The sequence below is a fragment of the Metallumcola ferriviriculae genome (assembly GCF_035573695.1).
In the GTDB taxonomy this organism is placed as follows: domain Bacteria; phylum Bacillota; class JADQBR01; order JADQBR01; family JADQBR01; genus Metallumcola; species Metallumcola ferriviriculae.
In genome coordinates this window covers 539,798-565,708 of record NZ_CP121694.1, presented here as the reverse complement: position 1 = coordinate 565,708, position 25,911 = coordinate 539,798, and the positions used below count along the sequence as shown (strand labels likewise).

The following is a 25,911-nucleotide window of genomic DNA, read 5'->3' as shown; positions in this document are numbered from 1 at the left end:
ATTTTTTTAAAAAGTCCATTTTAACGGATTTTACCGTCCCGCAATAACCCTATTACCATCCATACTCCTAAGAGGGCGGCCACGGAAAACCCTATTAAACCCAGCAGAGGAAGTCCCATGCTGAGCACCGGCCCGGACCCGGCATGGATAATCAAAGCGGAGCTGACCATCATGGCCACAATAATCAGACTGATCGCCAATCTGGTGGATACAGCATCCAGTTTATCGTAAAGCACCTCCAGCCCGCGATGGATAAAAACGATGCTTAATTCTCCCTTGGCGAGATCGGAAATTACCTCAGCTACATCTCGGGGAAAGGAAAGCATCCCCCGTAACAAACCCGCGCCCTGTTTATAAATCCTCTCCTGAGTAAGAACCGGTTGGAAGTGTGTCTTCATATAGGCCAACGCCAAGGGTCTGGATATATCTACGACATCGATATCAGGGTGGAAACGTCGGGCCAGCCCTTCAGCGGTAAGCAGTGCCTTACCCAATAAAAAGAAACTGCCGGGCATTTTAATCCCATGATTAATGGCAATATCAATCATACCGTTGATTAGATAACTGAAGCTAATGCTGCCGCTGAGCCCCGCTGCCCTGTCCAACATCTCTGAAACATCTTGGAAAAGGTGTTCTTCATTAACTGGTTGTGTCATCTTACCTATTTTTTTGGTAATGGTTACCACCGAACAAGTATCTTTTTCGTTTATCGCCAGCATCAGTTCCGCAATGGTGAAACGAAATTCCTGGTCTAGTCGCCCGGTGATACCAAAATCCACCAAAGCCAAGTCACCACCATCCAGCCAAAAAACATTTCCGGGATGAGGATCACCATGAAAGATGCCATGACGAAAAAATGGCAGCAAGACCGTATACATTACTTTTTGGGCAAATTTTTCCCCTGCCTCTGTTGCTTCGCAATCCACTAGCGCTTCTTTGGCAGGCCGACCATCCACCCAATCCATGGTGAGAATGTGCTGAGAGATATAGTTCCAATATACTCGAGGAACTAAAATGCCGCTACCGGCTAAAACCTCTTCGAATCGCTCCATGTTCAGCGCCTCTACAGTAAAGTCCAGTTCCCTTTTAATTTGGCGGAATAATATCTGGTTAATTTCCGCTACATCGCAAACCTTACCAACTAAAGAATGCTGCAGCAGTTTTTCTAAGTCCTGCAGTATTGTCAGGTCCTTTTCCATCACTTTTTTTACGTCGCTGCGCTGGACCTTAACCGCCACTTCCCTGCCATCAGGGAGCACCGCCCGATGCACCTGGGCAATTGACGCGGCAGCTGCCGGTTGATAATCAAATTCGCGAAATAGTTCTTCCGGGGGCCGCCCCCAGCTGTTTATAAACTGTTGTCGAATTTTCTTGGCGCTTTCCTGCATGACCCCGTCTTGAAGTACGCCAAGTTCTTGGGCGTACTCTTTGGGCACCAAATCCGGCCGGGTACTTAATATCTGGCCCAACTTAATAAAAGTGGGGCCCAGCTCCTCGAATAAAAATCGGACGCGCCGTGGCAGCGTCATTTCCCCCTCATATTCCGACAGTACCGCCGGCTTGGGATAATGGGGCAGCACCTTTTGTTTCCAATAGCCGATACTACGAAAACCACGACGCTGCAGCAGAAACCTAAACCCATGTCGACCTAAAATATGTAGAATTTCCCGATAACGATCCCTATTTTGATATTTATGATAAAGATTTTTAAATTCCATTATTTTACCCCTTGTGCGTTTATTTCCAAAGTCATTGCTAGTATGTCGACTTTACTGCCGATTTTATACGCCGTCAACGGGAAGTAGGGATTATGTATTTATAGAAAACCATCATTAGCGCAGTCCATTTTTTGTATTACCCTTAAAGGAATTTTTTCACAAATGTAGAAGTAAAACTTGTTAGAAATAATTTGGCGAGCGCTGAATATTTATAAATTGAAAGGGGGCGGTGAAATGCGGTATTGGTTAACCTTACTTATTACCAGCACGGTGATATTTGCGCTCACGTTTTTGTTAGGGCTTTCCATTATTGGTGTGGATATTTTCGGCCCGGAAGAAACGGGCCATGGTCATGAACAAACCATCGACGTGACAACTCATGCGGATGACGATAACACCGACTCCCAACATAAAGATAATGTGGAAGTTCCGGCAAATGAGGCGGAAGCAACAGAACAGCCGGTTCAAGCCGAAACGGCTGTAGAGCCCGATGCACCGGATAAACCGGAAATTGATGAAGAAAAACATGAAACTAGCAGCAATGATGAAATTACAGCAAAGGACGATGGCACAGAAAATACATCGTCGAAGTCCGAAGAAGAGAAAGAAGTAACTTCACAAGAAGTTTCATTTGATTTTAACATGGATACCAGCGCATTTATTACTATCAAGGTATTAGATGCAGGCGGCAAAACTGTGGCCGTACCGTTTGAAAATTACCCGGTGTCAAAAGGTAGTCAGCAAATTACCTGGCAGGCCAAAGTAGACAGCAAACCGCTGGCACCGGCAAGGTATCATTATGTAGTAGAGCAGCACAATAGAGGGGTCCCCGTCTTGCTTTACCACGAGATTAGTGCCTCAAAAGAGGTCAACCTATATACGGAAAGTCTTGCTGACTTTCGCAAGCAGATGCAGTACCTGAGCAGCAACGGTTACCAAGCCATTCGCCTTGAACAGCTGACAAATTATATGTCCACAGGGCAAAAACTGCCGGAGAAATCCGTACTTATTACTTTTGGCGATGGCTATAAAAGTACCTACACCAGGGCACTACCCATTTTGAAAGAGCTTAATTTTAAAGCTGCTTTATTTACTCTAGGAAACTTCCTGGACAATTCAACAGGGCCTTCTGCCCTGGCCATGAACTGGCAGGAATTAGAGAAGCTGGCTGACTCGGGATTGTTCACTATCGCCAGTCACAGCTACAACCTGCACAGTAAAGAGCTGCTCTACCAGAATTCTCAGGAAAGCGATACAGCGTATAGAGAGAGATTGAAGCAAGATTTTGTAAAGCTTAATGCTAAAATTAAGGAGATAACAGGCGCGAAACCAACGGCCCTTTCATGGCCGGCTCCACAAACACCCACCGCATTCATTGCAGCCAAAGAAAGCGGTTATCGGTACTTTTTCCGCATAAACAGCAGCTCGGAAGAAAATTTCTACGGCAGTCCGCTTACCGATATCAAATGGAGTTTGGTACCCAGCAATGCCACGATGGATAATTTCAAAAAGATGGTAGAAATTGAAACTACCGCCAAAAAAGTAGCAGAACACTATTTTACCATTCAGTAATTATTATAGGACTGTACAGCAACCACCCTGCGGGGTGGTTTTTTTAATTTTCATTGAAGTACACTAAACAGGAAAGCGGTACATCTTGTCGAATTAGACAAGGCAATCTTTTATTTTGAATTAATGGGAGCGATAATAGTGACACTATCAAAAATACTCACATTAGCCGCATTAACTGCGCTTCTGGCCGTACCAAGCCCCGCCTTAGCTGCGGGACCCGCTGCCCCAAGAGTGCTGGCGGAAGTGAACAATTATAAATTAGGGAAGTTTGAACCCGTTCAGGGCACATACCTGGGTGCGTATGTATTACAGGATACTTTAATTAACGGCAGCATGTCGGAATTTAACCGATTGACCGGTAAAAAGCATGCTTCCTTTTTTCTTTACTCAGGATATGGGCATCAATTCCCTCAGCAATGGTTTGACGACGTTGAAGAGGCAGGTGCAGTACCCCACCTGGCCTGGGAACCAAACAGGGGTTTAGATGAGATCAAGGATAATGCATACCTAAGAGATTTCGCTAAAAAGTTGTCTTCCACCGGGGTGCCCGTCTTTCTGCGCTTCGCATCCGAGATGAATGGAACTTGGGCCCCTTATAGCGGCAACCCGAAAGAATACATTGAAAAATGGCGGTTGGTGCATGATGTAATGGCGGAAGAGGCGCCTAATGTTATCATGGTGTGGACTGTCTTTACTTTCCCCACAGCTACAGTAACGGATTATTATCCCGGGGATGATTATGTAGACTGGGTAGGAGTTAATATCTACAATGTAATCTATCATAATAATGACATAAACTCTCCTGCAGCCCACGAGGATCCGCTGGAGCTTCTCGATTTCGTCTACAACACTTTTAGTCGAAAAAAACCCATTCAAATATCGGAATTCGGAGTCACTCATTATACCATCACCGATAGCAAACATTATCAATCCTTTGCCATCGATAAGCTTTCCCGGATGTACACGGGTATCCGTTCAAAGTACCCCCGAGTGAAATCTATCTTCTATTTCGATGTCAATAACCTAATCAACGCCCCCATCGATAGGCGTATCAACAATTATGCCTTGACTGATAATATGGATATTTTAAGCAACTATTCAAACCTGATAGACGACGAGAATTTTCTCAGTGACATATCAAAAAACCTGGAAGGGGAAAAAGATAAAGAACTCTTCAACATCACTGACAGGGTCTACCTGATAAATGGTACTACCTACGTCTCGACCGCATCCTTACGGGACCTTCTGGGAGCATCTTTAATGTGGCAGCCTGGGGAACGCAGTATCCAGCTCTCTCATAAAGATACAGAAATTGTTTTTCCGGTGCGTCCATTAAAAAATGTGGGCAATCAAAGTGCTTTTATTATTAATGGCAGGTCCTATCTCCCTTTACGCACTGCAGCTGCTGCTTTAGGGTACAAGCTGGCTTGGGATGCTGACAATAACCTGATAAAGGTGCTGCTCCCGGAAAGAAGTAACTAGTTTTAAATAGAATAAATAATCCCTCCCGGGGCAGATTATAATTACAAATTGCCCAACTATGGAGGGATTATTTTGTCAGAACGAACTATTCTCGCCTCATTTCCCAGTGATACCAAGGCAATGGAAGCAGAAAAAGAATTAAATGACCAGGGTATAAACACCACCCAAGTAGACCGGGTCAGCAAATATCCGGGTAAACCCAACAGTCATTACAATAACCCCATCGCCGGTGAAGCTACAAGTCTTGCGGCTCTCACCGAAAACTCCGGCGGCGGCCTCCCCGGTGATGTAGGTCCGCTCCTGGCAGTGGATAATGCAGCCAGCGGCAATTCCACTGAGGCAGGATTGGTGGGGGGCAAGGGTTTTTTGCTAACGGTAGTTGTAGAAGAAGATAAACTGGAGAAGGCCCGTGACATCATCCAGAAGCATGATGGCGAGGCTTAACCGTTTCCTTCTTTATAATACCTGATGGTATCAAGTATCAATGTATAAATCTGCCCGCGGGTGAGGGGCTTTTGTGGGTCATAATGCCGCTGAAATTCATAACTGAGCATGCCCACATCCTTCATCAAGCGGTAAAGGTCTTTACTATCGTATTCCCGATAGTATTCCGGCAGACGATGCACCACGGTGAGCAGCTCCAGCATCTTAGGACCGGCCAACAGTTCATCGCCGGCCAATGCTTTTATTTCTTCAAGCTTGGGAGTATACTCCGGGATGGCTATAGTCAGTGCTTGGAACAATATGCGCACAAATTGAGCTTCGGTAAACGTATCCTCCAAGGACAGTTCGTTTTCATAGCCGACCATTACCAACCCCATGGGGCGTAATCCCCGGACTGAATCATAGGCCCAGTGTTTGCGCTGGGGATTTTTTATTTCAAAAGGTTCCAGATAAGCGCCTTGTTGAACTAGTCTTTGGCGTATTCGTTTTACATGTAGAGCATTTGCAGCCGCTGTAGCCACTATTAACCCCTCTTTTGCGGCATAAGCTGCGGTAACTCCTGCGGCCTGCCCGGTCACCATCCCTACCGGAATGACCCTGGCACTTCCCGCTGCCAGAGAAGTATAACTGGCTGACCGGCCTGCCACCAGCAAATTATTCACTTCCTTTACTACCAGACACCTGATGGGAATAGCATACTGAACCGGATTACCCACAACATTGCCCCAGTCGTCCGGCGACATGGCCTGAATATCTACCGGATACGATGCTATGGCAATACCATCGGTAAAATCTCTATTTTCCATCACATCATTTATATCCAATCGGTATTCGCCGATTACATGGCGGGTCTCCCTAACATAGAGTTCCGGTGCCGCAGCAACCAGACGTGCTTCGGCAAAACCGGGCACATTATCCCGCAGATAGGGTATAATTCTTTCTAACTCTTTTTCTGCTTTTATTTTAGCTTCATTGCGGGACCCATCATTAAGGCCGTTGACGCCAAAAATCTGCAAGGCATTAATCATTACTGTACCGTCTCTCTGTCGGCCCATGTTTAGACCACGCAGACGAAATTTATTACTGCTTGGTAGATAACCCTTTATTTCTTTTTCAAAACCCCAGGCAGAATTTCCTCTACTCCCGGTCATCGCGGATGCGTCAGTATTTAATGCGCGGCTCGCCACATCCCAATCCACCCCGGCTAACTTAAAAATCAAGGTAGCAGCCATGGTTCTATCCCAGCCGATGTCTTCAGCTCCCACCGTATATCTAACCCCCGCTGCCGCCGCCAAGTCAGCGTCCTGGGTAGCATCTACCAACCGTTTGCCGAAGTACTTTTCCACCTTGTCACCATTTTTAACCTTAATGCCTACCAGGGTGCCCCGATCCCAACCAATGATGGGTTCGGAAAATATTCTTTCAAAAACCACCTTCAGTTTTTTCCCTTCATCACGAGTCATCCTGTCAAACACTGCTTGCGCTTCATCAATATCAAAGGACGTATCGCCTACCGCCTCGTAAAATTCCGAAAATATCCCCCGAGTAAGCAGTTGTTTATCCTTGCCGTAATTCATGTCCAGCATATTCAGCCAGCTGTATGTAATTATGCCGCCAAGCTGAGGACGTTGTACAATTAATAAGGTATCAGCCCCTGCACGGGCTGCAGCCACGGCGGCAGCAATGCCCTCAGGCTCTCCCCCCAAAACAACCACATCATACGCAGGACTACCTCCTCGTTGAAAAAGAAGCCCTAATTGCCTCACCTTATCCTTTGCACCCTGCACCGCCGGTCCTATTCCAACAATACCAAACCACCCGGCGACAACAAAAACCAGGGCAATAACGATAACGAAAGTTGTGCTAAAAACTCGCCGCCGAAAGCCCAGCTTATATTTGGGGTTTAAAAGGTAGTTCGCCGTCAAAATCACCAGCAAAAAGAATACCGTAGCGAGCATAATACCGAAAACTATCAGAAGCTGTACCATATAATACTACCCCGCAGTAAGAGTTGAAATATTAATCAATGGCCTGCCAAAATGCGACACCATTTCCTTTAATATTCTTTCTCGAGAGGCTCAACTCCTCCAAAAAACATTACCCCTGCCGGACAACAAGGATCTAATCCGGGTCATTATTTGCTAATTACCTTTTCGCTGAATCTTCTATAAAACATTGCAGTTTAATCCACATCCAAGACCCGTCTGCAGAAAAAGTGGAGTTATTTCACTGGCAGCCCTTTAAATTACTTGCTTGATCTCCCTCACGAATCTTTCTATCAGCTTTGGCATTTCAGACCCTAGGCTGTTTTCGATTAATTCCACCAATGCACTACCCATGATAATACCGTCTGCAAACGCCGCTGCCTGCCGCGCCTGTTGACTGTTACTGATACCAAAGCCTAGTAATACGGGCAGGTTTGTAAGCTGTTTTAACTGCTTAATTTCACCCATCAACTCTTGACGAAGCCCTTCCCGTATGCCAGTAACACCGGTGACCGCGGTATAATAAATAAACCCTTCAGCATTATCTGTAATCATCTTTATTCTATCTACGGAGGTAGTTGGAGTAACGATAGCAATCATGGTTAATCCCGTTTTATTACACATACTCCGCAGTGAACCTCCCGCTTCCAACGGCAGGTCGGGTATAACTACACCATCTACGCCGGCTGCTGCTGCGTCTCGGGCGAACCTCTCCTCACCATAGACATAAACAGTGTTATAGTAAAGCAAAAGTACCAGCGGCGTCGCTCCCAATGTCCCATTACCCCGCATCCGTCCTGCCAAATCCAGTATCTGCCGCATAGTTGTACCATTTTTTAACGCTCTGCTGGATGCTCGCTGAATAACAGGACCGTCTGCCAAAGGGTCAGAAAAAGGGACACCCAACTCAATAATGTCTGCCCCACCCCGCCGCATAGCAGCAACTAATTCTTCTGTACGATCAAGGTGCGGGTCCCCTGCGGTAATAAAAGGCATAAAGACTCTCCGATCCCTCCTCCGGGCACCATCCAGCGCAGTTTCCAAACGACTATGCTCCATTATGCTGCTCATGACCTGCCTCCTCCCTGACTGTATCAATATCTTTGTCCCCTCGGCCGGACAAATTGATGACGACAATCGTCTCCTTTTCTGCGTCTCGGGGAATAAAACTTTTCAGTTCTTCTAAAAAAGCCAAGGCATGGGCACTCTCCAAAGCAGGAATTATTCCTTCTAGTTTAGTTAGCTGGTGAAATGCCGCTAATGCAGCTTGGTCCTGGACCCCCAAATACTTCACTCGACCGGAATCCTTCAGCATGGAATGTTCCGGCCCCACTCCCGGGTAATCCAACCCTGCGGAAATGGAGTGAGCTTCTTCAATTTGACCGTCATCGTTTTGCAGTAAGTAACTGAACGCCCCATGCAGCACTCCTTGCCTCCCTCGGCTTAAAGACGCTGCATGCCGCCCGCTTTCCAAGCCCTCTCCCGCTGCTTCTAAACCTACCAGCTTTACTTCTTCTTCCTGAAGAAAAGGATAAAACATGCCCATGGCGTTGCTTCCACCGCCGACGCAGGCAGCAATGATATCCGGCAGTCGGCCTTCCTTAGTAATAATCTGATCTTTTGTCTCTTCGCCAATCACCCGCTGAAAGTCTCGTACCATAACTGGATACGGATGCGGGCCTACCACAGACCCAATAATGTAATGGGTATCTAATGAATTCGCCACCCAATCCCTGATGGCCTCATTACAGGCATCCTTTAAAGTCTGGGTGCCGCCGGTTGCCGGAATTACCTCAGCACCCAATAATCTCATCTTATATACATTCAGTGCTTGGCGCTGCATATCCACCGCCCCCATGTAAATACAGCATTTCATGTCAAAATGGGCGGCTACCGTGGCAGTGGCAACACCATGCTGGCCCGCACCCGTCTCCGCAATGATGCGCTGCTTGCCCATCCTTTTAGCCAACAGTACCTGACCCAAAGCGTTGTTTATCTTGTGCGCACCCGTATGGTTTAGATCCTCACGTTTGAGATAGATTTTTAACTTGAGGTCCTCAGCGGAATAATGCTCTGATAGGCGGGGCGCAAGAAACAACGGTGTAGGCCGACCGCTATAGTCCCGGTAATAGCTGTTAAGCTCCGCCCAAAATTCTTTTTGGGCAGTGTAATACTCATATGCTTTTTCCAACTCCGTAAGGGCGGAAACCAAAGTTTCCGGCACATACTGCCCGCCATAATGACCAAAGTAACCCTTAAGCGGTTTATCCATTAGTAAGTCTTTAGTTAACACTGTCCTTCCCCCTCATCTATGCCCTTTTTTACCTGCTTGATAAAAGCCGAAACCTTTTCCGGGCTTTTTTGCCCGGGATACGCCTCCACTCCGGAAGACACATCTACCCCCCAAGGGTTAATTCTGGCAAGCAAAGTCCCCACATTTACACCATTCAAACCTCCGGCAATCAAGAGTGTTTTTTCCGGCCACAGGCGGTTAAACTCAACCGCCACATGCCAATCAAACTGCATTCCCGTCCCCCCCAACCGCCCCCGGTGATAGGTATCTAACATTATCGCATCTACTAAATGCAAATAAGGCTTAACCTGTTCCAAGGTTTCGACTCCGCGCACGGGAACAGCCTTAACCAGCATTGGCCAGCAGCCCTTTTCAACCAGATGCATCTTTTCACGCAACCGACGACAGTAATCCGGGGACTCATTTCCATGAAGTTGAACAGCACTCAATGATACAAAGTCTGCTGCTGCCGCCACCACTTCTTCCGAATCATTGCAAAAAACGCCAACAACCGAAGTGTCATTGTCTACCATTTGGCTGATTGTACTAGCCTGCTGCCGAGAAACAAAGCGGGTACTTTGCTTTGCAAAAACCAACCCTATAGCGTCGGCCCCGGCCGTTGAAACCATTTTAGCCTGAGCCGCCGTAGTGATACCGCAGATTTTTACAACTGGCTTAACCATTACCTAACCTGCCTTAACTTTTTTAGCAGCTGCTTTGGTTGTACATTGGTCACCAAAGCCTCTCCCATCAGCACTCCGTTGTAACCAGCGTCGGCCAATCTCTGGGCTTCGCAGAAGGTTTTTATACCACTTTCTGCGATGCTAACAGCAGTTTGTGGCAGCTCGGCCGCTAAACTAACTGCGGTATCAATGTTTACAGTAAGGGTTTTTAGATTGCGGTTATTCACTCCAATAACCTCTGGCTGTAGACCAAGAATACGGTCCAATTCATTTCGGTCATGTACTTCCAGCAGACAGTCCATACCCAAATTCTTAGCCGTTAAATAAAGTTCCTTTAACATAACATCATCAACCAGAGCAGCAATTAACAATACCGCCGAGGCACCGGCTGCCCTCCCTCTCAAAATCTGCCAAGGGTCAATAATAAATTCCTTATGAAGTACCGGCAGAATAGTTCGATCCACCACTTTACCTAACAGGCGATAACTCCCTTGAAAATACTTTTCATCGGTAATCACGGAAATGGCAGCTGCACCACCCTGTTGATACTGATTAATTAGTTCGTTTTTCTCCCACCGGTGTTCAAAACTTCCCCGGGACGGGGAAGCTTGTTTTACTTCGGCAATTACCTTGAAACCGTCGCTGCGCAGGGCATGGACAAAAGCTCCGGGCTGGTAATCTCTTGAAGTAATTATTGTCTTTAGGTCTGTAATAGGCAGTTCCCTGCATCCCCGAGTAACTTCTTCCTTTTTTATCTTCACTATCTCACTGAGAAACCCACTCATTTTAACCCACCTCGTGCCCCAGGGCTTTGGATTCCCGCCCAGGGTTTGGCAGAGTAATGCTTAATGCAGTCAACCGATCAAGAACGGCCAGCGCCTTACCACCTTCAATGACCTCTGCCGCTAAGCGAATTCCATCATGCAAATCCTTTGCCTTACCGCAGACATAAAGAGCTGCGGCCGCATTTAACAGCACTATTTGCCGCCGGGCGAGGTTTCCCTCGCCGGAAAATATTTGCCTAATGATTATGGCATTATCCTTAGCGGTTCCCCCGCTTACCTCCTCGGGTAGACATCGAGTCAAACCAAACATCTCCGGTGTAACTTGATAATTTATAATGTCACCGTCATGTGTCTCACTGATATAAGTGGCGCCGGTAAGAGTAAGTTCATCCATACCATCCTCCCCGTGGACCACCATAGCCCGTTGAGAACCCATATTCAGCAGCACCTGGGCCAGTATCGGTGCCACATCACGGCGGTAAACACCTACCACCTGATAACCGGCGGCAGCAGGATTGGTAAGCGGCCCTAATAAATTGAATATGGACCGAAAACCCAATTCCCGGCGCGGCCCGGCAGCAAACTTCATGGCATGGTGGAAGGTAGGTGCAAAGAAAAATCCAATGCCTACTTCTGCCAAACATTTTTCCACCTGCTTAGGGATCAAATCTACCCTTACCCCTAGCGCCTCCAGCACGTCCGCACTACCACACTTACTCGATACGGATCGGTTACCGTGTTTGGCCACTGTTACACCCGCACCTGCTACTACAAAAGCAGCGGCTGTAGAAATATTAAATGTGCCCAATCGATCCCCACCGGTACCGCAAGTGTCAAGAACTACCGGCGATTTGGCGGAGATAGCAATAGCGGCGTCACGCATTGCCAGAGCGCACCCGGTAATTTCAGCGGCAGTTTCCCCTTTCATTCTTAACGCAGTAATAAAAGCAGCCACCTGAACAGGGGTAACCCTATTTGTCATAATCAAACTCATAGCCTCTTGGGCCTCTTCTTTATCCAGATGCTGCCCATCCACTAATTTGTTTATCGTCCTTTGCATACTGGTCTCTCCTCTCCTCCGCTTAGCTAAAAAACTCCGTTCCCATTACTGGGACTAATCTCATTGCACCACTGCCAAGAAGTTTTTAATCAGCATTTTACCAACTGCGGTTGAAAATGATTCTGGGTGAAATTGCAGGCCCCACAGGGGGTAATGCAGATGCCTTATCGCCATCACCTCACCCAGTTCAGCCCTGGCAACAATGCTTAATTCTGGCGATAGTCCTTCTTCCAACACTACCAATGAATGATATCTGGTTGCAGAAAAGGGATTGGGCAGCCCCTTAAAAATCCCCTCCCCTGAATGGACTACTGAGGAGACTTTGCCATGTACCGGCCCTCTACCGCGCTCCACCCTTCCCCCTATAGCTGCGGCAATGCACTGATGCCCTAAACATACCCCCATGATAGGCATGGTTTTGTAAAATTCCTTAATGATATTGATGGATATACCCGCATCTTCAGGTCGCCCCGGTCCGGGTGAAACCACCGTACATTGAGGCTGAATCCTTCTTATTTCTGTAATAGTCACCCGGTCATTACGCCTTACCTCTACCGCAGCGCCCAATTCTCCAAACATCTGCACAAGGTTATAAGTAAAGGAATCATAATTATCGATTATCAGGACCCTCACCTTGCTTTCACACCCCTGGCCATGCTTATTGCCTCGAACATTCCCCGGGCCTTATTTAAGGTCTCCTGAAATTCCGAATCCGGACGGGAGTCCGCCACAATCCCCGCCCCCGACTGCACCAATGCCTTACCTCCGGATAAGGTGACCGAACGAATATTGATGCAGGTGTCCATCTGTCCGGTGAAGGAAATATACCCCACCAAACCCGCATAAGGCCCTCGACATCCTTTTTCAAGTCGGTTGATAATTTCCACTGCTTTAATTTTTGGCGCACCGGACACAGTACCCGCCGGAAATGCAGCTGCCAACACATCCAACGGCTTTACCCCAGGCATAACTTTCCCCTTTACCCTTGATACCAGATGCATTACATGAGAAAAATACTCTACTTTAGCGAATTCTTTCACCACAACCGAACCAAAAGTGCACACTCGCCCCAGGTCATTGCGACCTAAATCGACCAGCATCAAATGTTCTGCCTGTTCTTTTTCGTCTTCAACCAATTGTTTGCTCAATGACCTATCTTCATCCCCATCCTTTCCCCGCCGCCTGGTACCCGCAATAGGTCTAACACTTCCCTCTCCCCCCTCCAAGCGTACCAGCATTTCCGGGGAAGCCCCTGTAAGAGCCGTCCCGCCACAATTCAAGTAAAACATGTAGGGCGAAGGGTTAACTACGCGCAGACAACGAAAAAGCACCAATGGGTCAAAGTCTGCCGCTAGGGTGAATTTCTGAGACAAAACCACTTGGAACACATCCCCGTTGTTGATATATTCCTTTGCCTGGGCCACTACCCGGTAGAATTCCTCTCTGGTAAAATTACTTTTATATTCAATGGGTTCGGCATGTTTCTGTGTTTCCACCGCGGGCAGGTTAACGCTCTTTTTTAATCTGAGTAAAACTTTCTTAATCAGCTCCCGGGCACGCCTGTATGTTTGCTGGGGAACTGCACCGGGCAGCGTATTGATCACTATTTTTACGGTACCTTTTAAGTGGTCAAAAACCAAAACAGACCTAGTAAAAACCATATGCACATCAGCAAATTCCGTTTGCCCCGAAAGGCCTGCCAGTGCCTCTTCAAAATGACCCACCGCATTGAAGCCGAAATAACCAACCGCGCCGCCAAAAAAACGCGGTAAGTCGGGAGAAGGTTCGGCAGTATAGCTATTAAGCAACTGCTGCAATTCTTGTCTCGGTTCCGCATTTTCCTTTTTCTTCCAGCTGAAATCACGGTTAGGAAAACTGTCCCTTGCTTCCGCCGTACCTATAGACACATTTCCGCCCGAAGCGCTAAATATCAGATACGGGTCATTGCTGATAAATGAATAACGGGCAATCTGTTCATTTCCTTCCACACTTTCCAAAATAAATGAATGGTCCGACTGCCCCAGCTTCATCAGAACGGTTACCGGGGTTAGTTCATCCTGGCTAATTTCCGTATAAACAGGAACAACTTGCTGCCTGCCAGCCTGCCGCACATATTCCTCTATATCAGGAAAACATTTGGGCGCGCAGTCAAATTCCAACGGGTACGTGCTTCCTGCACATGGGTAAAAATTTGAAACACCTTCTAAATCTTTCAAAAAATCCTCTCCCTTCGCCTTTCATTCACCTTTTGGAATAATTAGAAAAAGCCGGCAAGTCAATTAAGACCTACCGGCTTTAACAGCCAAAAGAATTTTTAACAAAAGCCAGAGTGCCCCAGCTGCCATTACCAAGTGGCTCCTGGGGAAAATCGATATAGTCCATTTACCTTTCACTCAACTCTGCTTTGCTAAACATTCTCAACTAGGCTCAACTCAAACTCCACTAAACTCTCTAAGCTCAACTTCAAATTTTTTGTAATTATACCCTGCCTCATACTTTATTGTCAATACAAAAATATTTATCTAACCAATAACCTATTATCTGGGGAAAAACAGCGGCGGCGTACCAGTAAAGTAACTAGGATGCTGCCCATGGCAGTAGCGCCAACCACCATCATCATTATCACAATCTGGTATTTTATCGCAAACAGCGGGTCCGCACCCGCTAGTATCTGACCGGTCATCATTCCGGGCAAAAAGACCAAACCCATACCCATTAACGAATTAATGGCCGGTATCATCCCCGCAGAAATTGCCTCACGGGTAATATCCGCTGACGCCTCCTTATAATCAGCCCCTACAGTAAGATACATCTCCACCAAATCTCTTTTATCCCGTAATTGAGAAAAAAGCCGCTCTAAAGAAATAGAAATTGCATTCATCGAATTGCCTACAACCATCCCGCCCAATGGTATAAAGTACTGTGGCTGATACCACGGTTCGACATTAATTACTATCGCAGTAATAAAATAAGTCACTATTATGTAACTTAAAAACATAGAAATGAGGGTAGGGTAATAGTACGCAATTTTACCTCCTTTGACACGTCCTTTAATGATATTTGCCGCAAAAAATATCATCACGCCAAACACCAGCAGTACTAACCAGGGAGAATTCAACTGAAAAACATAGGTCAAGACATAACCCATCAGCACCAGCTGGGATATCATCCGAATTGAGCCCCAAAGTATATCCCGATGCAAACCCAAATTTAGCAAAAATGAGCTTAACGCTGCAGCAAAAATAAACACTAACGCAAACATCATTTGATAAATACTTAAATCAATCGCTGTCATATTTTCTTTCCTCCACTTTCTTCCCTTCAACGTAAATATGCCTCGCCGGCACAGACCGAGGAACAAAATCATTATGGCTGACCATAATGATACCTATGCCACGCTCCATGTTCAACTTTTCTACCAGCTGTTCCACCAGTTCCCGAGCTTGAGGGTCAAGAGAAGCCGTAGGTTCATCCAATAACAGCATCTCCGGCTCCAGCATTAAAGAACGAATTAATGTTAACCTCTGCCTCTGCCCCACAGAAAGCTTATCTGCCCTACTATCCAAGCTGACACCATCCAGCAGGAAATAGTCCAACCACTCCCGCAATCGATCATCGTCGGGCCGCGGCGCGCTGCGCAGCTGATTGAACTTGAAAGGCAGCATTAAATTTTCCTTTACCGTGCCGGGCAAGACAACAGGCATCTGCTGCACGTAACTCAGCTTAGTGCGCAGCAAACCGGTATCCCACCGACTGTACGGTACACCTTGGTAAAGGATTTCGCCTGCTACAGGGATATCTAATTTACAAAGCAGCCGCAGCAATGTAGATTTTCCTGCACCGGACGGGCCTTTGATTAAATAAAAACCCCGGCTAAAAGAAAGGTCGACCTGTTCCAATACCGGGGGCGCATTATCGTAACTAAAAGTAACGCCTTTAAGACAAACATTAGCTGCTAAATCAATCACCATGATGCCACATCCTTAATATGAAAAATATACCTTTTCATTATAGAACACTCACTCCGCAATGCTCAAGCTTTTTAAATCAGCCACCCACTTTTTATCTAAAAATATCCAAATTAGTGCAAATCCAAGCTCTGATATGTTATGATGAATTATCAAAACATTATAAAGGAGTTAAGTTATAAATGCCCGTACCATACATAATTTTAATTCTAATAACAGGAATAGCCGCAGGATTTATAAACACTTTAGCCGGCGGCGGTTCACTTCTTACTATGCCGATGTTGATCTTTTTAGGGCTTCCTTCCGCGATGGCCAACGGTACCAATCGCATTGCCCTAATGGTGCAAAATATCGTTGCCATTACCAATTTCCGCCGTAAGGGTTTCTTTGATTGGAGATTGAGTCTGATGCTGGGCATTCCGGCAGTACTGGGGTCCGTCTTAGGTGCAAATTTAGCTATCTCTCTACCGGACAATGTCTTTAACAAAATTCTTGCCGTGGTTATGCTGCTGGTGCTGGTGCTTATCCTGTGGCAGCCGCAAAAACGACTAGAGGCATCTGAAGAGAACCTGTCAAAGAAAAGTAAGATAATCGCAGTGATAACTTTTTTCTTTGTCGGCATCTACGGGGGCTTTATTCAAGCGGGGGTAGGCTTTATCATAATCGCCAGCCTAACATTAATCACCGGCATGTCCTTAGTACGTGTCAACAGCATTAAGGTCTTTGTAGTGGCAATTTACATGGTTTCGTCATTGGCTATATTCATCATCAGCGGCCAGGTCAACTGGGTACTGGGCTTGACGCTGGCAGTGGGTCACGGGTTGGGCGGCTGGCTGGGTAGTAATTTTGCCGTCGCCAAGGGCGATAAATGGATACGAGTGTTTCTGGTCATTGCAGTGGTAATGATGGCCGCTAAACTGCTGGGAGTATTCGAACTGTTTGCCTGAGCGGCCAGAAGGTAATTTCTTGGATATCCTTTGCCAAACATTGGCTCAAATTTTTTCGTCGGACCTCAGACCAGTACAAATTCGACCACACTCCAAGGTACTTTAAAAAACCCCCGAAATGTTTCGGGGGTTTTTCGTTTAGCGATTATTCAATTGGATTTTCTCGAAACTTTTCCTCATCAGGATGCCAAAACAGCTCTCGGTCATAAACAAAGCGGGACTGAGGTATAACCCCTTGGCTTGGTTTCGTTTCTCGACGGTAAATAATTAGTCTGTCCCCTCCCGCCTGTATCGCTTGATTTTCCCAAAAACCTTCCTCTGTAGGCCAGATTTTTTCCCAACCAGCCGCAGCGGCCTTGAACAGCCCTCCATTCCATTCGCTCCAACCTTGAAAGGTGACATTCCCTGAAAAAAATAAGTAATCTTGTTTATCACCGTGAAAGATTCTTATATCACCCTCATCAGCAGTGAATTGCTGAACGGAAGTAAGTATATCACTGTTAGCGCCGTTGAAAACTGCCGCATAAGCGTTATAAAAACCTGCTGCGTGAGCCAACTCGCTTTTGGGCCTTTTTACTACGACCAAAAATTCTTTGCCCCTGCCGGTGAAATCACCCCAGTATACCCGCTCTAAATAATAATTCTCTTCGTTGTTATTGACTATGCTGTTACCATCCGCCACGCGATATATCATATCGGGGAACATTTGCGAAAAAACAGTGTCAAACCTTATTCCAAACCCACTGCCACTAACCTGACTCTCAGTACCTGCCACTGGATGGCTGTCAAGCGCTTCTGGTTTTTCCGCGGCACAGGCCGTTAGCCACAAAGAACCAATTAAAATGGTCAACAACACAACTCTTTTCACGAGACCCAAACCACTCTCTCCTTCTTCCACCCTTTTGTGTTAGGACGCTTCGTCATGTCAATCTGAAATTCTTCTTTATTAATTTAGACGCCTCTTGATCATTGTTGTTCCTTTAAAAGAAAAAATAATTTCACCTTCCACGGCCCAATTACAGTCGCAGGTATTTTCATTATACTTTGTGAAACGGGCTTATCATGGTATTTCCTATTTAAAAAAGGAAGCCCGCAGTTAGGCTTCCCGGTCATCTTAACGTTATTTCTTTCCTTTTTGCATTTTTGCCCAAGTGTCTTTTAAAGAAACAACTCTATTGAACACCAAATTGTCGTTATCGGAGTCCGGATCTACACAGAAATAACCTTTGCGTAAAAATTGGAATCTCTCTCCAGGTTTGGCATTCGCTAAACTTGGCTCTACCCTGCAGTCCTTTAATAATTCTAAAGAGTCAGGGTTGATATTAGTTTTAAAATCCTCCCCTTCCTCTTCCGGGTTCTCTTTGGTGAACAGGTGATCATATATTCTTACTTCGGCCTTATGGGCATGTTTTGCGGAAACCCAGTGCAAGGTGCCCTTTACTTTTTTGCCGCTGGTATCCTCACCGCTTTTGCTGCTGGGGTCATAGGTGCAGCGTAGTTCAATAATGTCACCCTTTTCATTCTTAACTACTTCTTCGCACTTAATAATATAGGCATGCTTTAAACGCACTTCTTTACCCGGCTTTAAGCGAAAAAACTTCTTGGGTGCCTCTTCGCGAAAATCCTCTTGTTCAATGAAGATTTCACGGCAAAAAGGCATTTTTCTGGAGCCCATTTCCGGTTTCTCAGGATTATTTTCTGCATCTAGCTCTTCTACATTATCTTCGGGATAGTTTTCTATCACTACCTTAAGCGGTTGCAGCACTGCCATCACCCGGGGGGCATTGGCATTTAAATCCTGCCGAATACAATGCTCAAGAAAAGCGATATCCACCTCACTGTTGGCCTTGGCCACCCCAATCCGATTACAAAAGTCTTTGATGGATTCAGGAGTATAACCGCGGCGGCGTAATCCGGAAATAGTTGGCATACGGGGGTCGTCCCAGCCATTAACGTGCCCTTCTTCCACCAACTGCCGCAGTTTACGTTTACTCATCACCGTATGAGTTAAATTCAGCCGGGCGAACTCTATTTGTCGAGGCTGCGCGGGCAAGTCTATGTTTTCCACTACCCAATCATATAGTGGCCGATGGTCCGCGAATTCAAGAGTGCAGATGGAGTGTGTTATCCCTTCTAGCGCATCTGAGACAGGATGGGCATAGTCATACATGGGATAAATACACCACTCATCCCCGGTGCGGTGATGACTCGCCCGTTGAATACGGTAAAGCACCGGATCCCTCATGTTTAAATTGGGCGAGCTCATATCTATCTTTCCCCGCAGTACCCGTGACCCATCGGGAAATTCTCCGGCGCGCATCTTTTCAAAAAGGGCCAGATTTTCTTCTGCTGAACGGTCACGATACGGACTGTTCTTGCCTGGTTCCGTGAGGGTGCCTCGGTAAGCCCTGATTTCCTCCGGGTTTAAATCACAAACGTAAGCCTTACCGTTCCTAATTAGCTGCTCAGCAAATTGATATAGCTTCTCGAAGTAATCGGAAGCATAAAACAACCGCTCATCCCAATCATAACCCAACCACTTAACATCTGTTCGGATAGAATCCACATATTCCGTATCCTCTTTTGATGGGTTAGTATCATCAAAACGCAAATTACAAAGGCCGTTATACTGCAGCGCCAGACCAAAATTCAAGCAGATGGATTTGGCATGACCGATATGTAAATATCCGTTGGGCTCGGGAGGAAAGCGGGTGTGTATGCGACTGTCATTTTTCCCTTCTTTCAAATCATCACTAATTAAGTGTTCAATAAAATTAGCAGGGGTCTTCCCCTCCCGTTCTTCAATGCTGTCATTCATCGAAATGCCTCCTGTTCGAATAAATATTAATATTAAAAGGGCTTCGGCACCCCATCTACATGGGGTTTGTTCATATTTCCATATGATATCCGAAATTCCTTCTGCCTATGTAAATTCTTTAGCGCCGTCGCTTGTCATCTGTTCCAATGTGCGGATTGCCTGGTAGAGCGCTTCATTTATCGGAGTGTCCACCCCGTGTTCATGCCCCAGTTCGATTAAAGCACCCGCCAACATCTCTACTTCAGTTTTACGTCCTGCTTCAATATCCTGTAGCATAGAAGTCTTTCCGCGAGGCTCCGCCGCCTGAAGCACCTCCCGATAATCCCTGATATCATCTTCCGTGAGGTAAACGCCGGTCTGCTGCGATACACGGACTACCTCCCGCATGGCAGACTCCATCAATTCATTGGGCTCCTCAAAACGTTGAAAAACTCCGTACGGAGCTCTCAACACCGCAGACACCTGATTGATGCCTACATTGACCATGAATTTCCACCATAATGTACGCAGCATGTTCTGCGGTATTATATATGGAATAGCTGCCCGGTCAAAAAGTGCTTTCACCGCACGTACCTTTTCCGAGTAAACCTCATTATCTTTTTCACCGAAATAAACCTTGCCGGTTTTAACAAAACTAATCTCTTCATCTTCTCTTACCGCATCAATACCCAAACACATTGAGTACAGTATCTTATCCATTCCATACCTTTGGCCCACTATGTCTTCGCTGGAAATACCATTAAGCAGTGACAAAATGATAGTGTTCGACCCAATATGCTGCCTGATATCCTCAGTTACTTGCTCTAAATGATGGTACTTGGATGCAATAAGCAGCAAATCTGCCGGTAGCACCTTCTCATCTGGGGCGATATAGTTAAAACGATATCTCTTACCGTTAATGATAAATCCTTCCTTAGAGTAGCGTTGGCTTCTATCATTGTCGGCAATGACGCGCAAACAATCAGGGTCCATATCGTGTAATCTCGCCGCATAAGCCGCTCCAACCGCGCCAAGCCCGATAATTGAAACAGTGTTAATTTCCCTCATTGACTATTTTCCCCTCCTTACGTGACTTTCTCCCTTAAAGAACAAAGGCGATTTCATCACCTTCCGCGGACTGAAGGTAATCAACCCCAGTATAGGAAATGCCGACAACCCATAATTTCCTATACAATATAAAAAGGTTCTCCGCAATAATGGGAAAACCTTCATTTAAAACTATCCGCCTCTCTTGAGACTGCTATGGTCTGCTTATTTCCATTTGTTAGAAGAAGAACGGTTAGAACGACCCTTCCCTTTACCGCCTCCAGGCTTACCCCAATTCTTACCGCCTTTGTTTTGAGGACGGCCCTTGGAGTATCTTTGGTTATTACTCTTTTTAGCCCTAAGGGGTGGTTCTGCCGTTAGCTTTATCGCATCTTCTTTTATGGTCTCTTTGGTAAGCATCTTCAATGCTGCTGCCACTAATATCGCTGAATCGTGTTCACCTAGCAGCTCTTCAGCCAACACCTTAAAACCTTGTAAATTACCCTGCTGCACTACCTCAAGCAAACCATCAACCGCCAGTCTCTGCTGACCCTCTATGGCATCACCTATGCTGGGTACCGGCTTACGTTCCATCTTACGCTTGGTAAGAGCTTCAATGGTGTGTAAATGGTCTATTTCTCGCGGGGTGACAAAAGTAAGTGCCAACCCTTCCTTACCTGCCCTGCCCGTTCGACCTATCCGATGAACATACCCTTCAGCATCTTGCGGAATATCAAAGTTATATACATGAGTAACTCCACTGATATCCAAGCCTCGCGCAGCTACATCAGTCGCTATTAAAAAGTCGATAGCACCTCTTCTAAATTTACCTAAGACACTATCCCTTTTGGCCTGGTTCAAATCACCGTGGATTCCTTCGGCAGCATAACCGCGTTTGTTTAATGCCTCGCCCAGCTCATCAACTCTGCGCTTGGTTCTGCCAAATACAATAGCCGATTTAGGAGATTGAACATCGAATAAACGACACAGCACATCAAATTTCTTTTTTTCTTGAACCTCCATATACTGCTGAGTAATGTTAGGCACTGTCATTTCCTTGGCCTTTACCGAAAACACCTGGGGGTCCCGCATGAATTTTTTCGCCAGTCTCTGAATAGGTATGGGCATGGTAGCCGAAAACAAAAGGGTCTGACGCTCACTTGGGGTTTCTGCTAATATGTTCTCAATATCTTCAATAAAACCCATATTAAGCATCTCGTCTGCTTCATCCAGTACTACTGCCTCCAAAGACTGCAGCCGAATGGTCCGCCTGCGCATATGGTCCATTAAGCGACCAGGCGTTGCAACAATAATATTTGGATGCTTCTTTAATGACTTGATTTGCCTGCCGATATCTTGACCGCCGTAAATCGGCAGCGCCCGTATCTTTTTAAACTGTCCAATTCTGTTTAGTTCTTCAGCAACCTGCACAGCTAACTCCCTGGTGGGAGTCAAAACCAATGCCTGAATATCCGATGCATCTGTTTCTAATCGTTGAATGATTGGTATGCCGAATGCAGCTGTTTTCCCTGTACCTGTTTGTGCTTGGGCTATTAGATCTTTACCCTGCAGCCCATATGGGATTGTTTTCTCCTGAATAGGAGTTGTCTCCTCAAAACCCATATTGCCAACTGCATCAAGTATAGCCGGTTGTAGCCCAAATTCTTTAAATGTAGCCAAATTTTAAATCTCCTTCGAATAAATATTTACTATAAGATTTCCCATAAAAAAGGGCATTATTCCTAATTCGGAAAATGCCCTTCCGGATTTGCTGTTTTGTCAACAAACAAACTCCTACGCCCGAGTCACATTTGCAGCTTGCGGTCCTTTTTGACCTTCTACAACTTCAAATTCAACTCGCTGACCCTCTTCGAGAGTTTTAAAGCCGGATCCCTGAATAGCGGAGAAATGAACGAATACGTCGTCGCCATCTTCGCGCTCAATAAATCCAAAGCCTTTTTCAGAGTTGAACCATTTTACTGTACCTTCCATGTTTTGAGCCTCCTTTTTACTAAATATTGATTTGATTAAAAAGCTAAAACCAAAAACTTAATTTCCCAAGCTCAAAACAGAGGCTGTCAAATCGTTTTTGCGTTTTTATCTTTTTAACCATTATATCATACCATGTAACTTGAAAAAGTCAAAATTTATTTCGTGAAATTTGATGATTCTCCTGTTTTTTTCCATGTTTTTTATAATAATTGACCAATTTTTATGTTATTTTTGCGCCTATCACCACACTTATAAGTACGTCTGCCATTTGTTAACATATGGCAGGGGTTTACTTGGCTCAGTGTCACTTCATCAATGTTCTCTATAAGGCATCTCAGCAACAAATAATACCCTTCTTTTACTATAATGCCCCAAAAGCATAATAATTAAAATAAATTTTAATTATTTTTTAAAGTTATCGTCAAACAAGTAAAGAAACTCTCCATACCCTTCCTTATCCATATCTTCCTTGGGAATGAAGCGTAAGGCTGCGGAATTGATACAATACCGCAAACCGTCGGGTGCCGGACCATCCTTAAAGACATGGCCAAGGTGGGAATCTGATTCCCTGCTGCGCACTTCGGTTCGCACCATGAAGTGGCTAATGTCCCTTTTTTCTTCTATCTTTTCCGGTATCAGAGGCTTGGTGAAGCTGGGCCACCCGCAGCCGGAATCAAATTTATCCAGGGAACTAAAAAGAGGCTTACCGGATATAACATCCACATAAATGCCTTGTCGATTATTATCCCAATACTCATTTTTAAAAGGCGGTTCCGTACTGTTTTTCTGGGTAACTTCATACTGGAGCGGAGTTAACTTATTCAATTCTACCTTATCATAATTTCTTTTAGTCCCCATTACCACACCTCAATTAAAAGTTTTTTTAATATAGTACCCCAAACATTTAATGAATAACTGCAGCATTAGATTTATCTATTTTGGGGGATTGCAAATTTTACGTTTTTTGGTTTTGTGAAAACGTAAAGAACAACTAGGGACTGTTCCCTAACTTTTGGAGGCAGTTACTGACTATTTGCTTTATGATATAATTAGCATGAGAAAATCCAGGGGTGAGTAAAGTGGAATTTAAACAGTTAGAAACATTCATTAGTGTGGCCCGGTTAAAAAGCTTTTCTAAAGCAGCTAAAGCATTATACTTGACCCAGCCCACAGTAAGCAACCATATCCAATGGTTGGAGCAGGAGCTACAAACCATTCTTTTTAATAGAAATAATAACAAAGATGTGACGTTAACCAAAGCCGGTGAAGTCTTTTTTCAACACGCATTGGAATTATTGAATAAGAAGGAAAGTGCACTTTTTTCCCTGCGCGAATACAAGGGAAAAATAGAAGGTACTTTGGAGATATCCGCCAGCACCATACCAGGCCAGCACCTCCTGCCGGGAATCTTGTCAAAGTTTAATAAAAAGTATCCCCATGTGGCCTTCAAATTGATGAAATACGACTCTCAACAGGTAATTGATAAATTATTGAGCGGGGAAATAGATTTTGGTTTCGTAGGATTTAAAAAAGAATCTTCCCAATTAGATTATATAGAGGTTATGAAAGACCGCATTATTCTGACGGCGCCCAACCACGGCAAATATTCAGCTATAAATGAAATATCTCTCGATGAACTACATAGTCTTGCTTTAATATTTAGGGAAACAGGGTCCGGAACCCGAAAAGTTGTTGAGGCCGCCTTGCAGCAACGACAGTTTGTAGCAAAACAATTAAAACCGGTAGCAATAATTGAAAATACCCAAACCATTAAGGAATGTGTTAAAGGTGGTTTGGGCTTGACGTTTATTTCTGCGAAAGCAGTGGTAGATGAAATTGAGCAGGGGATTTTTAAGGAAATATCCGTGGACGGCTTGGAAATCACCCGAAGTTTTTACTTTGTTTATCATAAAAGCAGGGCATTATCTCCTCTAGCAACAGCGTTTAAAGATTTTGTTTTAAGATCTTAAAATATTACCTATATTTACCACGGTACAGCTTTGTAGCAATCTGTGCCAGAAGTTTTTCCTTTTTTAAGTCTACTGCTTTATGCATACATAGCTCATGGCAGCACATACATTCAATGCATATATTATAGGCTATCTTCTTGGTTTCCTGGTCTATTGCCTCCATAGGACAGCTTTCAACGCAGACATTGCAGTTTTGGCATTTCTTAAGATTTATCTCCGGGCGGGTCTTAAAGAAGTCAATAACCTTGACCAAAGCTTTATGGTTACGCTTTTTGGTACTTCGAAAGCGTTTTGGCAGTTGGAAGTCTGGTAAATTGGGAACTGATTGATAATCACCATTCAAAGTAATATCTTCTATTTTGCTTTCTCCCAACCCTCTCTTTTTGGCTGCAATTAAGATGGGGATATCATCGATTTCCATGGCAAGCATCTTAGCGGCCACTGTATCAAGAGCCAATGGATCTTCACTGATCAAGATTTTATTCGCCCGATAGACTTCCCCGGCGGTAGGACCCTCTCCCTGCATTGCGGTAATTCCATCCATGATATGCAAATGGAATCTGGCCCCCTGATGAATGTCGGCAATAGTTTCACCAAAATCTTCGGGATCCGGCGACATCTTATGATAATTGGCTTTTTTAAGACCCGGTATGCACCCAAAGACGTTCTTTACTGCTCCGGTAAAAATACCCGCTGTATGGGTCTTTAGCTTAGGCAGGTTAATGACCACATCCGCATCAAACAAGGGTTTAGCAAGATACATTTGTTCCTCGTTGTTGCTTTCGGGACGCACTCCCACTACACCCTCGCGATCAAAATTTTTGATAACTGCCCCTTCCTCTTGAGCCACTGATTCGTACCCTGCGACACGGAAACTCCGAGCGGTAGGTGCCATACCGGCAATTGCCCCGCCCGAACTGTCTCCTATCCATACCGTACACCCTTCTTGTTTTAATATCCTAGTCATAGCACGTACAAATTCGCTGTGTGTGACCGCTGCCGTTTCGGAAGTCTTGGGACCAATAAGGTTGACTTTCAATAAAACTTTATCCCCTGCTTTTACAAACTTATTCCATCCGCCAATCTCTTTTATACCATCGTTTATCTTTTCTATTACGTCGCTTACTACATAGCTTTTGCACTCTTTAATAATTACCTTACTCATTAA

22 protein-coding genes and 1 pseudogene are annotated in these 25,911 nt (G+C 45.3%); 5 read left to right on the top strand and 18 right to left on the bottom strand.

Features of this window, described 5'->3' with window-relative positions:
* Positions 1 to 20 precede the first annotated feature (20 nt).
* Positions 21 to 1,718 carry an ABC1 kinase family protein gene (locus MFMK1_RS02925; RefSeq protein ID WP_366923668.1) on the bottom strand — a complete coding sequence of 566 codons (1,698 nt, stop codon included), beginning with the start codon at positions 1,716 to 1,718 and terminating at the stop codon, positions 21 to 23.
* A 234-nt stretch (positions 1,719 to 1,952) separates the two neighbouring features.
* Between MFMK1_RS02925 and MFMK1_RS02920 the strand changes: the two genes are divergently transcribed.
* The 3 genes from MFMK1_RS02920 to MFMK1_RS02910 all read left to right on the top strand — a co-directional run bounded on the left by MFMK1_RS02920 (position 1,953) and on the right by MFMK1_RS02910 (position 5,216).
* Positions 1,953 to 3,290: a polysaccharide deacetylase family protein gene (locus MFMK1_RS02920; RefSeq protein ID WP_366923667.1), complete on the top strand. Its 1,338-nt coding sequence runs from the start codon at positions 1,953 to 1,955 to the stop codon at positions 3,288 to 3,290.
* A 138-nt stretch (positions 3,291 to 3,428) separates the two neighbouring features.
* On the top strand, positions 3,429 to 4,772 hold the full coding sequence (locus MFMK1_RS02915; protein ID WP_366923666.1) for a stalk domain-containing protein: 1,344 nt from the start codon (positions 3,429 to 3,431) through the stop codon (positions 4,770 to 4,772).
* Between the two features lie 72 nt (positions 4,773 to 4,844).
* A complete protein-coding gene (locus MFMK1_RS02910) occupies positions 4,845 to 5,216 on the top strand; it encodes a hypothetical protein (protein ID WP_366923665.1) in 372 nt (123 codons plus the stop codon).
* Here the strand turns inward: MFMK1_RS02910 and MFMK1_RS02905 are convergent.
* From MFMK1_RS02905 to MFMK1_RS02860, 10 genes are all read right to left on the bottom strand, one after another.
* The gene (locus MFMK1_RS02905) at positions 5,213 to 7,204 is read right to left on the bottom strand and encodes an FAD-dependent oxidoreductase (protein WP_366923664.1); all 1,992 of its coding nucleotides are present in this window, start codon (positions 7,202 to 7,204) and stop codon (positions 5,213 to 5,215) included. The genes MFMK1_RS02910 and MFMK1_RS02905 overlap by 4 nt on opposite strands.
* Before the next feature lie 252 nt (positions 7,205 to 7,456).
* Complete coding sequence (gene trpA / locus MFMK1_RS02900) at positions 7,457 to 8,272, bottom strand: tryptophan synthase subunit alpha (RefSeq protein WP_366923663.1); 816 nt, start codon at positions 8,270 to 8,272, stop codon at positions 7,457 to 7,459.
* Positions 8,250 to 9,473: a tryptophan synthase subunit beta gene (trpB, locus tag MFMK1_RS02895; RefSeq protein ID WP_366924856.1), complete on the bottom strand. Its 1,224-nt coding sequence runs from the start codon at positions 9,471 to 9,473 to the stop codon at positions 8,250 to 8,252. The genes trpA and trpB overlap by 23 nt, the downstream gene beginning before the upstream one ends.
* A gap of 14 nt (positions 9,474 to 9,487) precedes the next feature.
* On the bottom strand, positions 9,488 to 10,177 hold the full coding sequence (locus MFMK1_RS02890; protein ID WP_366923662.1) for a phosphoribosylanthranilate isomerase: 690 nt from the start codon (positions 10,175 to 10,177) through the stop codon (positions 9,488 to 9,490).
* Positions 10,177 to 10,962 (bottom strand): indole-3-glycerol phosphate synthase TrpC, encoded by a 786-nt coding sequence (trpC, locus tag MFMK1_RS02885; RefSeq protein ID WP_366923661.1) that lies wholly within the window; start codon positions 10,960 to 10,962, stop codon positions 10,177 to 10,179. Before trpC ends, MFMK1_RS02890 begins: the two co-directional genes overlap by 1 nt.
* A gap of 1 nt (position 10,963) precedes the next feature.
* Complete coding sequence (trpD, locus tag MFMK1_RS02880) at positions 10,964 to 12,022, bottom strand: anthranilate phosphoribosyltransferase (protein WP_366923660.1); 1,059 nt, start codon at positions 12,020 to 12,022, stop codon at positions 10,964 to 10,966.
* 60 nt (positions 12,023 to 12,082) lie between these two features.
* Positions 12,083 to 12,655, bottom strand: a complete 573-nt coding sequence (locus MFMK1_RS02875; RefSeq protein WP_366923659.1) for an anthranilate synthase component II — start codon at positions 12,653 to 12,655, stop codon at positions 12,083 to 12,085.
* A complete protein-coding gene (locus MFMK1_RS02870) occupies positions 12,652 to 14,238 on the bottom strand; it encodes an anthranilate synthase component I family protein (RefSeq protein ID WP_366923658.1) in 1,587 nt (528 codons plus the stop codon). Before MFMK1_RS02870 ends, MFMK1_RS02875 begins: the two co-directional genes overlap by 4 nt.
* 302 nt (positions 14,239 to 14,540) lie before the next feature.
* Positions 14,541 to 15,317, bottom strand: a complete 777-nt coding sequence (locus MFMK1_RS02865) for an ABC transporter permease (RefSeq protein WP_366923657.1) — start codon at positions 15,315 to 15,317, stop codon at positions 14,541 to 14,543.
* Positions 15,304 to 15,993 (bottom strand): ABC transporter ATP-binding protein, encoded by a 690-nt coding sequence (locus MFMK1_RS02860; RefSeq protein WP_366923656.1) that lies wholly within the window; start codon positions 15,991 to 15,993, stop codon positions 15,304 to 15,306. The genes MFMK1_RS02865 and MFMK1_RS02860 overlap by 14 nt, the downstream gene beginning before the upstream one ends.
* A 179-nt stretch (positions 15,994 to 16,172) precedes the next feature.
* Between MFMK1_RS02860 and MFMK1_RS02855 the strand changes: the two genes are divergently transcribed.
* Positions 16,173 to 16,937: a sulfite exporter TauE/SafE family protein gene (locus MFMK1_RS02855; RefSeq protein WP_366923655.1), complete on the top strand. Its 765-nt coding sequence runs from the start codon at positions 16,173 to 16,175 to the stop codon at positions 16,935 to 16,937.
* 145 nt (positions 16,938 to 17,082) lie between these two features.
* On the opposite strand, the gene MFMK1_RS02850 is transcribed toward MFMK1_RS02855, so the two are convergent.
* From MFMK1_RS02850 to msrB, 6 genes and pseudogenes are all read right to left on the bottom strand, one after another.
* Positions 17,083 to 17,814, bottom strand: coding sequence for a hypothetical protein (locus MFMK1_RS02850; RefSeq protein WP_366923654.1), 732 nt, complete (start codon positions 17,812 to 17,814; stop codon positions 17,083 to 17,085).
* Positions 17,815 to 18,057: 243 nt separating this feature from the next.
* Positions 18,058 to 19,755 (bottom strand): glutamine--tRNA ligase/YqeY domain fusion protein, encoded by a 1,698-nt coding sequence (locus tag MFMK1_RS02845; protein ID WP_366923653.1) that lies wholly within the window; start codon positions 19,753 to 19,755, stop codon positions 18,058 to 18,060.
* A 105-nt stretch (positions 19,756 to 19,860) separates the two neighbouring features.
* A complete protein-coding gene (locus MFMK1_RS02840) occupies positions 19,861 to 20,802 on the bottom strand; it encodes a ketopantoate reductase family protein (protein WP_366923652.1) in 942 nt (313 codons plus the stop codon).
* 204 nt (positions 20,803 to 21,006) lie between these two features.
* Positions 21,007 to 22,461 (bottom strand): degradosome RNA helicase CshA, encoded by a 1,455-nt coding sequence (gene cshA, locus MFMK1_RS02835; protein WP_366923651.1) that lies wholly within the window; start codon positions 22,459 to 22,461, stop codon positions 21,007 to 21,009.
* A gap of 114 nt (positions 22,462 to 22,575) precedes the next feature.
* Entirely contained in the window at positions 22,576 to 22,773 is a 198-nt protein-coding gene (locus tag MFMK1_RS02830) for a cold shock domain-containing protein (RefSeq protein WP_366923650.1), read from the bottom strand.
* 402 nt (positions 22,774 to 23,175) lie between these two features.
* Positions 23,176 to 23,610: pseudogene (msrB, locus tag MFMK1_RS02825) on the bottom strand (peptide-methionine (R)-S-oxide reductase MsrB); the annotation flags it as partial.
* A 242-nt stretch (positions 23,611 to 23,852) separates the two neighbouring features.
* On the opposite strand from msrB, the gene MFMK1_RS02820 reads away from it, so the two are divergent.
* Positions 23,853 to 24,743 (top strand): selenium metabolism-associated LysR family transcriptional regulator, encoded by an 891-nt coding sequence (locus MFMK1_RS02820; protein ID WP_366923648.1) that lies wholly within the window; start codon positions 23,853 to 23,855, stop codon positions 24,741 to 24,743.
* Positions 24,744 to 24,747: 4 nt separating this feature from the next.
* Here the strand turns inward: MFMK1_RS02820 and MFMK1_RS02815 are convergent, their stop codons facing one another.
* Positions 24,748 to 25,908, bottom strand: a complete 1,161-nt coding sequence (locus tag MFMK1_RS02815; protein WP_366923647.1) for a DUF362 domain-containing protein — start codon at positions 25,906 to 25,908, stop codon at positions 24,748 to 24,750.
* Positions 25,909 to 25,911: the final 3 nt, after the last annotated feature.

Excerpts from the sequence above, each read along its gene's own strand:
- MFMK1_RS02925 (WP_366923668.1), bottom strand. The coding sequence starts at position 1,718 with ATGGAATTTAAAAATCTTTATCATAAATATCAAAATAGGGATCGTTAT.
- MFMK1_RS02920 (WP_366923667.1), top strand. The coding sequence starts at position 1,953 with ATGCGGTATTGGTTAACCTTACTTATTACCAGCACGGTGATATTTGCG.
- MFMK1_RS02905 (WP_366923664.1), bottom strand. The coding sequence starts at position 7,204 with ATGGTACAGCTTCTGATAGTTTTCGGTATTATGCTCGCTACGGTATTC.
- trpA (WP_366923663.1), bottom strand. The coding sequence starts at position 8,272 with ATGAGCAGCATAATGGAGCATAGTCGTTTGGAAACTGCGCTGGATGGT.
- trpB (WP_366924856.1), bottom strand. The coding sequence starts at position 9,473 with ATGGATAAACCGCTTAAGGGTTACTTTGGTCATTATGGCGGGCAGTAT.
- MFMK1_RS02890 (WP_366923662.1), bottom strand. The coding sequence starts at position 10,177 with ATGGTTAAGCCAGTTGTAAAAATCTGCGGTATCACTACGGCGGCTCAG.
- trpC (WP_366923661.1), bottom strand. The coding sequence starts at position 10,962 with ATGAGTGGGTTTCTCAGTGAGATAGTGAAGATAAAAAAGGAAGAAGTT.
- trpD (WP_366923660.1), bottom strand. The coding sequence starts at position 12,022 with ATGCAAAGGACGATAAACAAATTAGTGGATGGGCAGCATCTGGATAAA.
- MFMK1_RS02865 (WP_366923657.1), bottom strand. The coding sequence starts at position 15,317 with ATGACAGCGATTGATTTAAGTATTTATCAAATGATGTTTGCGTTAGTG.
- MFMK1_RS02860 (WP_366923656.1), bottom strand. The coding sequence starts at position 15,993 with ATGGTGATTGATTTAGCAGCTAATGTTTGTCTTAAAGGCGTTACTTTT.
- MFMK1_RS02855 (WP_366923655.1), top strand. The coding sequence starts at position 16,173 with ATGCCCGTACCATACATAATTTTAATTCTAATAACAGGAATAGCCGCA.
- MFMK1_RS02845 (WP_366923653.1), bottom strand. The coding sequence starts at position 19,755 with ATGAATGACAGCATTGAAGAACGGGAGGGGAAGACCCCTGCTAATTTT.
- MFMK1_RS02840 (WP_366923652.1), bottom strand. The coding sequence starts at position 20,802 with ATGAGGGAAATTAACACTGTTTCAATTATCGGGCTTGGCGCGGTTGGA.
- MFMK1_RS02830 (WP_366923650.1), bottom strand. The coding sequence starts at position 22,773 with ATGGAAGGTACAGTAAAATGGTTCAACTCTGAAAAAGGCTTTGGATTT.
- MFMK1_RS02815 (WP_366923647.1), bottom strand. The coding sequence starts at position 25,908 with ATGAGTAAGGTAATTATTAAAGAGTGCAAAAGCTATGTAGTAAGCGAC.